Source organism: Manganibacter manganicus (genome assembly GCF_002075885.1).
Lineage (GTDB): Bacteria > Pseudomonadota > Alphaproteobacteria > Rhizobiales > Rhizobiaceae > Mesorhizobium > Mesorhizobium manganicum.
In genome coordinates, this window is sequence record NZ_MDET01000023.1 from 187,258 (window position 1) to 200,061 (window position 12,804).

Consider the following 12,804-nt stretch of genomic DNA (forward strand, 5'->3'; position numbering starts at 1 on the left):
GCGCTCCGCCGCACCGAGGGCTAAAAGCCGCGGCAGTTTCCCCTTTCCGGAGTTCCCATGCGACCGTCCAAACGCCAGCCCGATGAAATGCGCGCCATAGCCTTTGAACGCGGCATATCGAAACATGCGGAAGGGTCCTGCCTCGTCAAGTTCGGCGATACGCATGTTCTGTGTACCGCCAGCCTCGAAGAAAAGGTGCCGGGCTGGATGCGCAATTCCGGCAAGGGCTGGGTAACGGCCGAATATGGCATGCTGCCGCGCTCGACCGGCGAGCGCATGCGCCGGGAAGCCTCGTCCGGCAAGCAGGGCGGTCGCACGCTGGAAATCCAGCGCCTTATCGGGCGCTCGCTCAGGGCGGTTGTCGATCTCCAGGCGCTTGGCGAACGGCAGATCACCGTCGATTGCGACGTCATCCAGGCGGATGGCGGCACCCGCACGGCTTCGATTACCGGTGGATGGGTAGCACTTTACGACTGCCTGCGCTGGATGGAGGCGCGGCAGATGGTCAGCCTGCCGAAAGTGCTGAAAGATCATGTCGCGGCGATTTCCTGCGGCATCTACGACGGCCAGCCGGTGATCGACCTCGATTACCTCGAAGATTCGTCCGCCGGCACCGACGCCAATTTCGTCATGACCGGCAAGAGCGGCATCGTCGAGATCCAGGGCACGGCCGAGGGCGAGCCGTTCTCGGAGGAGCAATTCGCCGCGCTGATGGGATTGGCCAAGAAAGGCATTTCGCGGTTGGTGGACCTGCAAAAAATGGCGGTGGGATAAGGCGCCGCCGGCATATGCAACCCTCATCCATTCTTGAATCGGCACTCTACGTCACCGATCTCGCGGCGGCGGAAGCCTTTTACGCCGACGTCCTGGGATTGGAATGCATTGCCAAGGTGGAAGACCGGCATGTGTTCTTCCGCTGCGGGCAAGGGGTGCTTTTGCTGTTCAACGCCGAAGCGACAAGAAAGCCGCCGGCTGCCGGGGCAAAGCTGCCGGTGCCACCGCACGGCACGACCGGCCAGGGCCATCTGTGCTTTGCAGCCAGTGCCGACGAAATCGAGCGCTGGAAGACAGTGCTGGAGGCGAAAGGCGTAATCGTGGAGGCTGATTTCGAATGGCCTCCCAAAGCCGGAGAGGCAAGTGGCGGCCGCTCAATCTACTTCCGCGATCCGGCTGGCAATTCACTCGAATTCGCCGAACCGCGTATCTGGGTCAAGAACTAAGAGAGCTTCATGCACGCATTGAACGGAAAAGAAATCGTCGTCGCCAGCCACAATGCCGGCAAATTGTACGAGTTCGCTGGATTGATCGCGCCGTTCGGTTTTACGGCCAAATCGGCCAAGGATTACGGCCTGCCCGAACCGGACGAGACTGGCACGACCTTCGAGGAAAACGCCTATATCAAGGCTTTCGCTGCCGCCAAGGCCACCGGCCTGCCGGCATTTTCCGACGATTCCGGCCTGTGCGTCGATGCGCTCGACGGGGCGCCGGGAGTCTATACCGCCAACTGGGCGGAAAAAGAGGACGGCACGCGCGACTTCGCCATGGCCATGCAGCGCACCGAAGTGGCGATGCAAAAGGTGGGCGCGACCGAACCCGAACAGCGCGGCGGCCGCTTCGTCGCCGTCATCTGCCTGGCTTTCCCGGACGGGCAGGCCGAATATTACCGTGGCGAGACGGAGGGCCGGCTTGTATGGCCGCCACGCGGCGACGTCGGATTCGGATACGACCCCGTTTTCCAGCCGGACGGTTATGACAAGACCTTCGGCGAAATGACGACCGAGGAAAAGCATGGCTGGAAGCCGGGCGACGAAAAAGCACTGTCGCACCGCGCCCGCGCCTTCAAGAAATTCGCCGAGGCACGGCTGGAGGTCGCGTGAACCCCGACCGCGCGCCCGGCTTCGGGGTCTATGTCCACTGGCCGTTCTGCGCGGCCAAATGCCCCTATTGCGACTTCAACAGCCACGTCCGCCACCAGCCGGTCGATCAGGAACGCTTTGCACGCGCCTTCGCTACCGAATTGGCCACGATGCGCCAGCGCACCGGGCCGCGCGAGGTGACGTCGATCTTCCTTGGCGGCGGCACGCCGTCGCTGATGAAGCCTGAAACAGTCGGCGCGGTTCTCGAGACCATCTCACAAAACTGGACCGTGCCGGCCGGCATCGAGGTGACGCTGGAGGCCAATCCCTCCTCCGTCGAGGCCGAACGCTTTCGCGGCTATCGCGCCGCCGGCGTCAACCGTATTTCGCTGGGTGTGCAGGCGCTGAACGACAGCGACCTGAAATTCCTCGGCCGGCTGCACAATGTTTCGGAGGCGCTGCACGCGATCGGGCTGGCGCGCGAAATCTTTCCGCGGCTCTCCTTCGACCTGATCTATGCACGACCCGGCCAGACGCTGGAAAGCTGGGCGGCGGAACTGGAGCAGGCCATCGGCCATGCTGCCGATCACCTTTCGCTCTACCAACTCACCATCGAGGATGGCACCCCCTTTGCGGCGCTGCACAGAGCGAAGAAATTCACCATCCCCGATCCGGATCGCGCCGCCGATCTCTACCAACTCACGCAGGAAATCACCGCCGCGCATGGCCTGCCGGCCTACGAAATCTCCAACCACGCCCGGCCGGGTGCCGAAAGCCGGCACAACCTGACCTATTGGCGCTATGGCGAATATGTCGGTGTCGGGCCGGGTGCGCATGGCCGTTTTGTCGAAGATGGCCGCCGCGTCGTCACGATTGCGGAAAAGCTGCCGGAGCGTTGGGCCGAACTGGTCGAGGCTCAGGGGCATGGCGTTGTCGACGGCGAGGTGCTGACGCGCTCGGAAGAAGCCGACGAATTCCTGCTGATGGGGCTGCGTCTGGCCGAGGGTATCGATCTGGCCCGCTACGAACAGCTTTCAGGCAAAAGTCTTCCCGCAGCCCGACTTTCAATCCTCCAGGATGAAGGGCTGATTGCGCCGATCGGCAATTCGCATTTGCGCGCAACGCCGGCCGGAATGATCGTGCTCGACGCGGTGGTGGCCGATCTGGCACGATAGGCGAAGCGAGGGTGTGAGCGTGACCGCCGGAACAACCAGACACAGCTTTGTCATCGGCCAGGCCGAAATCACGGCATCGCCACTCGAACCGGCGCTTTATCTGGTGGCGACACCGATAGGCAACCTTGCCGACATCACCCTGCGTGCGCTTCAGACGCTGGCTGCCGCCGACATTCTGGCCTGCGAAGACACGCGCGTGTCCCGCGTGCTTCTGGAGCGCTACGGCATACGCCGCCGCACCACTGCCTATCATGAGCACAACGCCGCGCAGGCCGGGCCGAAACTGATCGCGGCGCTGGAAGCCGGGCAGAGCGTGGCGCTGATTTCCGATGCCGGCACGCCTTTGGTGTCCGACCCCGGTTATCGGCTGGTCGGCGAGGCGCTGGAGCGCGGCATTCGCGTGGTGCCAATACCCGGCCCATCGGCCCCGCTTGCCGCGCTGACCGCATCCGGCCTGCCTTCCGATACCTTCCTGTTCGCCGGCTTCCTGCCCGTCAAGGCAGGGCAGCGCTCCAGCCGGCTGGAGAGCCTAAAAGTGGTGCCGGCAACGCTGATCTTCTTCGAATCGCCACGCCGCTTACCCGAAGCTCTCGCTGCCATGGCCGAGACATTGGGCGGAGGTCGCAAGGCTGCGGTGGGACGCGAACTCACCAAGACATTCGAGGAAATGCGCACCGGCACACTTGCCGAACTTGCTTCCCACTATGAGGAAAGCGGTCCACCGAAAGGCGAAATCGTCATCTGCATCGGTCCGCCCGAGGACCAACCGGTCGAGGCCAACGATATCGATCGCCTGCTGCTGTCGCTTGCCACTGAAATGCCGGCATCGAAGGCCGCCGGCGAAGCGGCAAGAATGACCGGCGGGCAAAAGCAGGCGCTTTATCGCCGGCTGCTGGAATTGAAGGCCGAGGGCGGTGGCTGATACTTTCACGGCAAAGCGGCGCAAATCCTACCGGCGCGGTCACCGCAGCGAATGGCTGGCGGCCATGGCGCTGATGCTGAAGGGTTATCGCATTCTTGCCCGCCGCCACCGCACCAGGCTCGGCGAGATCGATCTGATCGCGCGGCGCGGCGATCTGATGGTGGTCGTCGAGGTCAAGGCCCGCAAGACGCTGAAGGAAGCCATGGAGGCGATTGCCCCCGGTTCCGAGCGGCGCATCGAAGGCGCTGCCGATCTTTGGCTGTCGCGCCAGCCGGATTACAGCCGGCTCTCGGTGCGCTTCGACATGGTGGCGGTGCTGCCGTGGCGCTGGCCGGTGCATGTCGAGAATGTTTTTCAGGGACGGAACTGAAATCGACGCTTGCGGGCTTGAAACCACCACCGCTGGCGGCTATCGCGGCTGGCCGGTATCGACCGCACCGCTTCAGGAGACCGAAAATGACCCTTCCCGACAGAATGAGCGTCGACGAGCGCAGCCCGTTCTACAATGCCGAGGCGCTGGAGCGCGGGGTCGGCATTCTGTTCAACGGTAAGGAGCGAGAGGACGTCAATGAATATTGCGTAAGCGAAGGCTGGATCCGCGTCGCGACGCCGAAATCCAAGGATCGTTACGGCCAGCCGCTGACCATCAAGCTGAAGGGCGAGGTCAAGCCCTTCGTCAAGGAATAGGGCTTTCGCGCCGAAACCCGGCGCGCCTAGCCGGTAATGCGGAATCCGGTCGGCGTAGCGGCAATGTCAGCCGCTTCCGTCCTGACATCGGCCACCACCGCCCCGGCCGGCCCTTGCCAAAACCGCTCCAGCATCAGTGCAACAGCGCCATCCGATCCGGCGATCAGCGCCGTGACCGAGCCGTCCGGCTCGTTGCGCACCCAGCCGTCGAGGCCAAGCCGCTCGGCTTCGCGCAGTGTCCACAAGCGGAAACTCACGCCTTGCACGCGCCCGGTAATGAGGACTCGACAGACCCGTTTGCTCATCGCCTCGTCACCCGCATCGGCAGGCCTCCTTCCGGCTGCGTGGTCAGTTTCTGCACCGGCCATGGCTTTGTCTCGGCCACCGTGTCAAAACGGAAGCGCGACATCAGCACCGCCAGCGCGATCATCGCCTCTTGCATGGCGAAGCTGGCGCCGATGCACACGCGCGGACCCGCGCCGAATGGCAGGTACTGGAAACGCCCGACTGTCTCGCGATTGCCGGGGTGGAAACGTTCCGGCATGAAGGCATCCGGCTTGTCCCACAGTTTGCGATGGCGATGCACGACCCAGGGCATGACCAGAACCGCCGCCTTCGGCGGAATATAAAGGTCCTTGTAATACTCCGGCTCGATCGGCTCCCGATTGATCGACGGTGCAGGCGGATAGAGCCTGAGCGTCTCCTCGAAGGCGGCGCGGGTCAGCGGCATCATGTCGACCCATTTCGCCGGATCGGGCTCGCCCGCCACAACCGCGTCGATCTCATGCTCGACCGGTTCGCGCTCCCACGGCGCTTCGGCCAGGCAATAGAGCATCCAGCCCAGCGCGCGGGCCGTGGTTTCATGGCCGGCGCCGATGAAGGTGATGATGTTGTCTTCGATCTCGGCGCGCGTCAGGCCGCCCGGCCCTTCGGCGCGCAGGAGCAGCGTCAAAAAATCCTGCGGCGCGCCATCGGGATCACGTTTCAACCGCTCGACCCGCATCTTCATCGTGTCGGCGACGATGGCGCGGAAATAGGCCATGGTCTTGGCGCCGCGAATGCGGGTGATGCGCGGCAGCCAATCCGGCGCACGTAAAAGATCAAGTGGATCGACCCGCCCCATTGTCTCGAACAGGCGATCGATCTGCGTCTCGAAACTGCCCGGCTCGCCGGCGATCTCACCGGAAAACAGTGTTTCAGCCAAAATCTCATAGGTCAGCGTGGTCATGTCGCGGGCGATGTCCGAGATCATGCCATCGGCGTAGCGGTCCGCGAATGCCAGCGAGCGGTGCAGCATCGGCTGTGCGAAGCCGAAAATGTGGCGCGGCGTGAACACCGGCGCCATCGCCTTGCGCGAACGCTTCCACACCTCGCCTTCCGCCGTCAGCAGGCCGTCGCGCAGGATCGGGCGCAGGATTTTCTGGCGCACCGTCGCCATCCTGTAGTTTTTCGCATTATCGACCAGCACATGACGGATAAGGCCCGGATCGTTAGCGATGACCAGCGGCCCGCCGATACCCGTCACCGAAATCCACGGCTCGTTGTAGGAAGGCTCGCCCCATAATTCGAGCGGATTGCGATAAACGATGCGCATCATCTCCAGCGTCGAAGGCGGCTTGGTACGCGGCTTCGGCGCAGGCGGAACGAAGGGAGCGGGTCGGGCGTCCATGGCGTACTCCGATATGCGACCAATGTAGGGGGCAGGCAAGGCAACGTCCATGTGACCGATGAGTTACCAAAAGGTGCCCGCTTGCCCGACGAGGCCATCCACCATAAATGACAGTCACCAACAGATACCGCCAACCATCAGGAGTTTTGCCTTGAAGCATCGGCTCAGCATCATTGTCGGCAGCACGCGCCCCGGCCGCATCGCGCCCGTTTTCGCCCAGTGGATCGCGGATTTTGCGCGCACGCACGACAAGTTCGAACCGGTGATGACAGATCTGGCAGATTTCGACCTGCCGGTTCTCGACGAACCGCGCCACCCGCGCCTTGGCCAGTACGAGCATGAGCACACCAAAAGGTGGTCGAGGGAGGTCGATGCGGCCGACGCCTTCATCTTCGTCCTGCCTGAATATAACTATTTCGCGCCGCCCGCGGTGGTGAATGCCGTCGATTATCTAGTGCGGGAATGGCAGTACAAGCCGGCCGGCTTCTTCAGCTATGGCGGCATCTCGGCCGGTCTGCGCTCTGTGCAGTCACTGAAACCGCAACTAACGACACTCAAGATCATGCCCATCCCCGAAGCGGTCGCCTTGCCCTTCTACCAGAATTCACTCGATGAAAACCGCGCCTTTACGGCCGGGGAGCAAGTCGAGAACAGCGCGAAAGCGATGCTGGACGAACTCGCCCGCTGGAGCGAGGCGCTGAAGCCGCTGCGCGGTGCCGCCAAATAAGCGCGACACGCCGGAAACTGTGGCCAAAGGTTTGCAAAACTTGGAAAATCGGCGCTGAAAGCCTATATCTAGAGCTATCCGGCCATGCGATTCGGGGATTTCCTTCGCATGGCGCAAGCGGCTTCGAGAAGACAGGTTTTCATGAGCGATCAGTCCGACAGCGCCAACAGCGCACAGGCCGAGTATGGCGCCGATTCCATCAAGGTTTTGAAGGGGTTGGATGCCGTCCGTAAACGGCCCGGCATGTATATCGGCGACACCGACGATGGTTCCGGCCTGCATCACATGGTCTATGAGGCCGTGGACAACGCCATCGACGAGGCGCTGGCCGGTTATGCCGACCTGGTGACGGTGACGCTGAATGCCGACGGTTCATGCTCGGTGACGGATAATGGCCGCGGCATCCCGACCGATATTCACCCCTCCGAAGGCATTTCGGCGGCCGAGGTCATCATGACCCAGCTTCATGCCGGTGGAAAGTTCGACCAGAATTCCTACAAGGTTTCCGGCGGTCTGCACGGCGTCGGCGTTTCCGTGGTGAACGCGCTTTCGGTATGGCTCAAGCTCAAGATCCGCCGCAAGGGCCGCATCCACGAGATCAGCTTTACCAATGGCGTTGCCGATGCACCGCTAAAGGATGTCGGCGACGCTGGCGAGGAGACGGGCACCGAGGTTTCCTTCCTGCCCTCGCCCGAAACCTTCACCATGGTCGAATTCGACTATGAGACGCTTGAGCACCGGTTGCGCGAACTCGCCTTCCTGAATTCGGGCGTGCGGATTCTTTTGACCGACAAGCGCCATGCCGACATCAAGCAGCAGGAACTGCACTATGATGGCGGGCTGGAGGAGTTCGTCAAATATCTGGACCGTGCCAAGAAGCCACTTATCGAAAAGCCGATTTCCATTCGCAACGAACGTGACGGCATTACCGTCGAGGTGGCGATGTGGTGGAACGACAGCTACCATGAGAACGTGCTGGCCTTCACCAACAACATTCCGCAGCGCGACGGCGGCACGCATCTGGCCGGTTTTCGCGGCGCGCTGACCCGGCAGGTGACGGGCTATGCGGAGACGTCCGGCCTGACCAAGAGGGAAAAGGTGAGTCTGACCGGCGACGATTGCCGCGAAGGGCTGACCGCCGTGCTTTCGGTCAAGGTTCCCGACCCGAAATTTTCTTCCCAGACCAAGGACAAGCTGGTTTCCTCGGAAGTGCGTCCGGTGGTCGAAAGCCTCGTCAATGAGGCGTTGGGCACCTGGCTGGAAGAACATCCGAACGAAGCCAAGACATTGATCGGCAAGGTGGTCGAGGCGGCAGCCGCGCGCGAGGCCGCGCGCAAGGCGCGCGAGCTTACCCGCCGCAAGGGCGTGCTCGACATCACCTCGCTGCCCGGCAAGCTCGCCGACTGCCAGGAACGCGATCCGGCCAAATCCGAAATCTTCATCGTCGAGGGTGATTCGGCCGGCGGCTCGGCCAAGGGCGGCCGCTCGCGCCAGAACCAGGCGATCCTGCCGCTGCGCGGCAAGATCCTCAATGTCGAGCGCGCGCGCTTCGACCGCATGCTGTCGTCGGACATGATCGGCACGCTGATCACCGCTCTCGGCACATCGATCGGCAAGGACGAATTCGACGCCGACAAGCTGCGCTATCACAAGATCATCATTATGACCGACGCCGACGTGGACGGCGCCCATATCCGCACCTTGCTGCTCACCTTTTTCTTCAGGCAGATGCCGGAACTGATCGAGCGCGGCCACCTCTATATCGCCCAGCCGCCGCTCTATAAGGTTTCGCGCGGCAAGAGCGCGCAATATCTCAAGGACGAAAGCGCCTTCGAGGAATTTCTTATCCAGTCAGGGCTGGAGGAGGCCTCTCTGGTACTGGCCTCGGGCGAAGTGCGTGTTGGCCGCGACCTCCATCAGGCCGTGGACGATGCGCTTGCCATTCGCCTTCTCGTCAATGGGTTGCACACGCGCTACAACCGCGCCGTTGTCGAGCAGGCGGCAATCGCCGGCGGGCTCAATCCCGACATCTTCAACGATCTTGGCCGCGCCAATCAAATGGCCGAGGCCATCGCACATCGTCTCGACCTTATCGCCGAGGATACCGAGCGCGGCTGGCACGGCCGCACCGCGACCTCCAACGAAGGGCCAGGCGGCTATGTGTTCGAGCGTACGGTGCGCGGCGTCAAGGAAACCGCGCATCTCGACATGGCTCTGATCAATTCCGCCGATGCGCGCCAGATCGACCGCCTTGCAACTCGCCTCGACGAGATTTATCGCCAGCCGCCGACGCTGCGCCGCAAGGAAAGTTCGGAAACGATTTCCGGCCCGCTCAACCTGCTCGACGCGGTCTTTGCCGCAGGCCGCAAGGGCTTGACCATGCAGCGCTACAAAGGGCTGGGCGAGATGAACGCCGAACAGCTTTGGGAGACGACGCTGGACCCGAATGTGCGCTCTCTGCTTCAGGTCAAGGTCAACGACGCGACCAATGCCGACGCGCTGTTCTCGCGGCTGATGGGCGACGAGGTCGAACCCCGGCGCGAATTCATCCAGGAAAACGCCCTGTCGGTCGCCAATCTGGATATCTGATCAGCTCCACTATTGCAGTGCGAGCGAACATGGGGGCCGCCAGATCAGTCCTTGGCGCGCTCGACATAAGCGCCATCGGCCGTCATCACCACGACACGGGTGCCGACGGCAATATGCGGCGGCACTGTGGTCTTGACGCCATTCGACAGAACGGCGGGTTTGTAGGACGAAGATGCGGTCTGGCCCTTGGTGGTCGGTTCGGTTTCCACAACCTCGAAGACGGCACGCTGCGGCAGGACCAACGCGATGCCGACGCCTTCGTGAACCGAGAGATCGACGGCCATGCCTTCCTGCAGATAGGGCGCCTGATCGCCGACGACGTCGGTGGAGACGGCTATCTGGTCGTAGGTTTCCGGGTTCATGAAATGGAAGCCTTCGCCGTCGCTGTAGAGGAAGGTATGTTCGCGATCCTCGACATGCGCCCTTTCGACCTGTTCGGTGGTGCGGTAGCGCTCCGAGACTTTCACCCCGTCGGAAATGCGGCGCATATCGAGCTGGGTCACCGGCGTGCCCTTGCCAGGATGAATATTTTCGGCAACGAGGATCACATAAAGCTTGCCGTCCTTCTCGACGACATTGCCCTTGCGGAGAGAACTGGCAATGACTTTCACTTATTTCTTCCTGTTGTTCAAAGAGCCGTTGCCGCGCTTTACCCTATTCAAGCGCTCATCGCCACCCGCCGCGCTAATTTGAAGATCGACCGATCATGATCGAAGCCTCTCCATGGTGGACACCGCATGTCCATGCTGACCGCCGGCCGCGCCTGCTCGCACGCAACCGCATTGCTGCCGCGAGCCGTTCCTTCTTCGCCGAGCGCGATTTCATCGAGGTGAGCACGGCGGCATTGCAGGTGTCGCCAGGCAACGAAACCCACCTCTCGGCATTTGCCACCACGGCGATCCGCCCCGATGCGACAACGGCGCCGCTTTATCTGCACACCTCGCCGGAATTCGCCTGCAAGAAGCTGCTGGCGGCTGGCGAGCGGCGCATCTTCAATTTCGGCGCTGTGTGGCGCAACCGCGAGCGCGGACCGCTGCATCATCCCGAATTCACCATGCTGGAATGGTATCGCGTCGGCAAACCGTACGAAGCCCTGATGGACGATTGCGCGGCGTTGCTGGCGCTGGCGGCGAAACAGGCCGGCACCAAACATTTCAGCTTCCGCAAGGGCGAGGCCGATCCTTTTGCCGAACCGGAGCGGCTGACCGTGGCGGAAGCGTTCGACCGTCATGCCGGGATCGACCTTCTGGCCACCGTCTCACCCGACGGCAGCACCGACCGTGCTGGCCTGCTCGCGGCGGTGGAAAGCGTGGGCATCCGCACCGTGCCGGACGACACATGGGCCGATCTCTACAGCCGCGTGATGGTGGAGCGCATCGAGCCGACACTCGGCTTCGGGCGTCCGACTTTCCTGTGCGAATATCCTGTTGCCGAAGCATCACTGGCTCGGCCAGCGCCGCATGATGCGCGCGTTGCCGAGCGCTTCGAGCTTTATTGTTGCGGCGTGGAGTTGGCCAACGGCTTCGGCGAACTCACCGACCCGGCCGAGCAGCGCCGGCGTTTCATCGCCGAGATGGACGAGAAAGAGCGCATCTATGGCGAGCGCTATCCGATCGACGAAGACTTTCTCGCAGCCCTTGCCATCATGCCGGATGCGAGCGGCGTCGCGCTCGGATTCGACCGGCTGGTCATGTTGGCGGTTGGTGCCGCTCGCATCGATGAGGTGCTGTGGACGCCTGTAGCAGACGCCGGCTCATAGGGCGCACGGACCTGAAAACTCAGTGATCGAAAGCCTTGACGATATCCTCGGTCATCTTCTTTGCATCGCCGAGCAGCATCATGGTGCCGTCCTTGTAGAACAACGTGTTGTCGATTCCGGCATAGCCGGAGCCGAGCGAACGCTTGACGAACAGACAGGTGCGCGCCTTGTCGACCTCCAGAATCGGCATGCCGTAGATAGGCGATGACTTGTCGTCACGGGCCGCCGGATTGGTGACGTCGTTGGCGCCGATGACATAGGCGACATCGGCCTGCGCGAACTCGGAGTTGATATCCTCCAGTTCGAACACTTCGTCATACGGAACATTGGCTTCGGCAAGCAGCACGTTCATGTGGCCAGGCATGCGACCGGCGACAGGATGAATGGCGTATTTCACCTCGACGCCATTTGCCTTCAGGCGGTCGGCCATCTCGCGCAGGGCATGCTGTGCCTGGGCCACCGCCATGCCGTAACCCGGCACGATGATGACCTTCTGCGCGTTCATCATCAGATAGGCGGCATCGTCGGCAGAGCCCTGCTTGACGGTGCGCTCGACGCCATCGTCGGCGGACGCACTCGCCGTATCGCCGCCGAAGCCACCAAGGATGACGGAAATGAACGAGCGGTTCATGCCCTTGCACATGATGTAGGACAGGATCGCACCTGACGAGCCGACCAACGCGCCGGTAATGATGAGCGCCAGATTGCCGAGCGTGAAGCCAAGCGCCGCCGCCGCCCAGCCGGAATAGGAATTCAGCATGGAGATGACGACCGGCATGTCGGCGCCGCCGATCGGCACGATGAGCAGGACGCCGAGCGCCAGCGACAGAAGCACGATCAACCAGAAGACCGCCTTGGATTCGGTGCCGACCAGCGCAATGACGAGCACGACAAGCGCAACGCCCAGCGCAATGTTCACCAGATGGCGGGCCGGCAGCAGGATCGGCTTGCCGGACATGCGGCCGTCGAGCTTCAAGAAAGCGATGACCGAACCGGTGAAGGTGATGGCGCCGATGGCAACGCCCAGGCTCAGTTCCACCAATGCCTGCCCATGAATGGCGCCTGGCGAGCCGATGCCGAAGCTTTCCGGCGCATAGAGAGCCGCGGCAGCCACCATCACAGCGGCGAAGCCGACCAGCGAATGGAACGCCGCGACGAGTTGCGGCATCGCCGTCATGGCGATACGGCGCGCGATATAGGCGCCGATGCCGCCGCCAATGGCCAGTCCAAGCACGATCAGGCCGAAGCCGCCGGCCGAGGGAACGGCCAACGCCAGTGTGGTGAGAATGGCGATACCCATTCCGACCATGCCGTAGACATTGCCCTTGCGGCTGGTGGTGGGATGCGACAGGCCGCGCAGCGCCAGAATGAACAGAATGCCGGAGATGAGGTAGAAGAAGGAAGCGAGGTTCACCGACAC

General features: G+C 62.5%; 14 protein-coding genes. 10 read left to right on the forward strand and 4 right to left on the reverse strand.

Annotated features, from left to right (window positions below; genetic code table 11):
• Window positions 1-57: 57 nt before the first annotated feature.
• The 7 genes from rph to BFN67_RS15240 all read left to right on the forward strand — a co-directional run bounded on the left by rph (window position 58) and on the right by BFN67_RS15240 (window position 4,640).
• Complete coding sequence (gene rph / locus BFN67_RS15210; RefSeq protein WP_080920394.1) at window positions 58-774, forward strand: ribonuclease PH; 717 nt, start codon at window positions 58-60, stop codon at window positions 772-774.
• Window positions 775-788: 14 nt separating this feature from the next.
• Entirely contained in the window at window positions 789-1,220 is a 432-nt protein-coding gene (locus tag BFN67_RS15215; protein WP_080920395.1) for a VOC family protein, read from the forward strand.
• Between the two features lie 9 nt (window positions 1,221-1,229).
• Entirely contained in the window at window positions 1,230-1,877 is a 648-nt protein-coding gene (rdgB, locus tag BFN67_RS15220) for an RdgB/HAM1 family non-canonical purine NTP pyrophosphatase (RefSeq protein WP_080920396.1), read from the forward strand.
• Window positions 1,874-3,031, forward strand: coding sequence for a radical SAM family heme chaperone HemW (hemW, locus tag BFN67_RS15225; RefSeq protein WP_080920397.1), 1,158 nt, complete (start codon window positions 1,874-1,876; stop codon window positions 3,029-3,031). Before rdgB ends, hemW begins: the two co-directional genes overlap by 4 nt.
• A 19-nt stretch (window positions 3,032-3,050) precedes the next feature.
• Window positions 3,051-3,953 carry a 16S rRNA (cytidine(1402)-2'-O)-methyltransferase gene (gene rsmI, locus BFN67_RS15230; protein WP_080920509.1) on the forward strand — a complete coding sequence of 301 codons (903 nt, stop codon included), beginning with the start codon at window positions 3,051-3,053 and terminating at the stop codon, window positions 3,951-3,953.
• Window positions 3,946-4,323: a YraN family protein gene (locus BFN67_RS15235; RefSeq protein WP_080920398.1), complete on the forward strand. Its 378-nt coding sequence runs from the start codon at window positions 3,946-3,948 to the stop codon at window positions 4,321-4,323. Before rsmI ends, BFN67_RS15235 begins: the two co-directional genes overlap by 8 nt.
• Window positions 4,324-4,409: 86 nt before the next feature.
• Window positions 4,410-4,640, forward strand: a complete 231-nt coding sequence (locus BFN67_RS15240; RefSeq protein ID WP_080920399.1) for a DUF3297 family protein — start codon at window positions 4,410-4,412, stop codon at window positions 4,638-4,640.
• A 26-nt stretch (window positions 4,641-4,666) separates the two neighbouring features.
• On the opposite strand, the gene BFN67_RS15245 is transcribed toward BFN67_RS15240, so the two are convergent.
• Both BFN67_RS15245 and BFN67_RS15250 read right to left on the reverse strand, forming a co-directional pair.
• Window positions 4,667-4,945 (reverse strand): acylphosphatase, encoded by a 279-nt coding sequence (locus BFN67_RS15245; RefSeq protein WP_080920400.1) that lies wholly within the window; start codon window positions 4,943-4,945, stop codon window positions 4,667-4,669.
• A complete protein-coding gene (locus BFN67_RS15250) occupies window positions 4,942-6,309 on the reverse strand; it encodes a cytochrome P450 (RefSeq protein ID WP_080920401.1) in 1,368 nt (455 codons plus the stop codon). The genes BFN67_RS15245 and BFN67_RS15250 overlap by 4 nt, the downstream gene beginning before the upstream one ends.
• Window positions 6,310-6,460: 151 nt before the next feature.
• Here BFN67_RS15250 and BFN67_RS15255 point away from each other — a divergent pair, with 151 nt between their 5' ends.
• On the forward strand, window positions 6,461-7,036 hold the full coding sequence (locus BFN67_RS15255) for an NADPH-dependent FMN reductase (RefSeq protein WP_080920402.1): 576 nt from the start codon (window positions 6,461-6,463) through the stop codon (window positions 7,034-7,036).
• Window positions 7,037-7,177: 141 nt separating this feature from the next.
• Window positions 7,178-9,625, forward strand: coding sequence for a DNA topoisomerase (ATP-hydrolyzing) subunit B (gene gyrB, locus BFN67_RS15260; protein WP_080920510.1), 2,448 nt, complete (start codon window positions 7,178-7,180; stop codon window positions 9,623-9,625).
• A gap of 44 nt (window positions 9,626-9,669) precedes the next feature.
• Here gyrB and efp read toward each other — a convergent pair whose 3' ends face one another.
• Entirely contained in the window at window positions 9,670-10,236 is a 567-nt protein-coding gene (gene efp, locus BFN67_RS15265) for an elongation factor P (protein WP_080920403.1), read from the reverse strand.
• Between the two features lie 95 nt (window positions 10,237-10,331).
• On the opposite strand from efp, the gene epmA reads away from it, so the two are divergent.
• A complete protein-coding gene (gene epmA / locus BFN67_RS15270; protein ID WP_080920404.1) occupies window positions 10,332-11,384 on the forward strand; it encodes an EF-P lysine aminoacylase EpmA in 1,053 nt (350 codons plus the stop codon).
• Window positions 11,385-11,403: 19 nt separating this feature from the next.
• Here epmA and BFN67_RS15275 read toward each other — a convergent pair whose 3' ends face one another.
• Window positions 11,404-12,804, reverse strand: coding sequence for an NAD(P)(+) transhydrogenase (Re/Si-specific) subunit beta (locus BFN67_RS15275; RefSeq protein WP_080920405.1), 1,401 nt, complete (start codon window positions 12,802-12,804; stop codon window positions 11,404-11,406).

Coding starts and splice junctions, on each gene's coding strand:
- rph (WP_080920394.1), top strand. CDS start 58: ATGCGACCGTCCAAACGCCAGCCCGATGAAATGCGCGCCATAGCCTTT.
- BFN67_RS15215 (WP_080920395.1), top strand. CDS start 789: ATGCAACCCTCATCCATTCTTGAATCGGCACTCTACGTCACCGATCTC.
- BFN67_RS15250 (WP_080920401.1), bottom strand. CDS start 6,309: ATGGACGCCCGACCCGCTCCCTTCGTTCCGCCTGCGCCGAAGCCGCGT.
- BFN67_RS15245 (WP_080920400.1), bottom strand. CDS start 4,945: ATGAGCAAACGGGTCTGTCGAGTCCTCATTACCGGGCGCGTGCAAGGC.
- rdgB (WP_080920396.1), top strand. CDS start 1,230: ATGCACGCATTGAACGGAAAAGAAATCGTCGTCGCCAGCCACAATGCC.
- BFN67_RS15240 (WP_080920399.1), top strand. CDS start 4,410: ATGACCCTTCCCGACAGAATGAGCGTCGACGAGCGCAGCCCGTTCTAC.
- gyrB (WP_080920510.1), top strand. CDS start 7,178: ATGAGCGATCAGTCCGACAGCGCCAACAGCGCACAGGCCGAGTATGGC.
- epmA (WP_080920404.1), top strand. CDS start 10,332: ATGATCGAAGCCTCTCCATGGTGGACACCGCATGTCCATGCTGACCGC.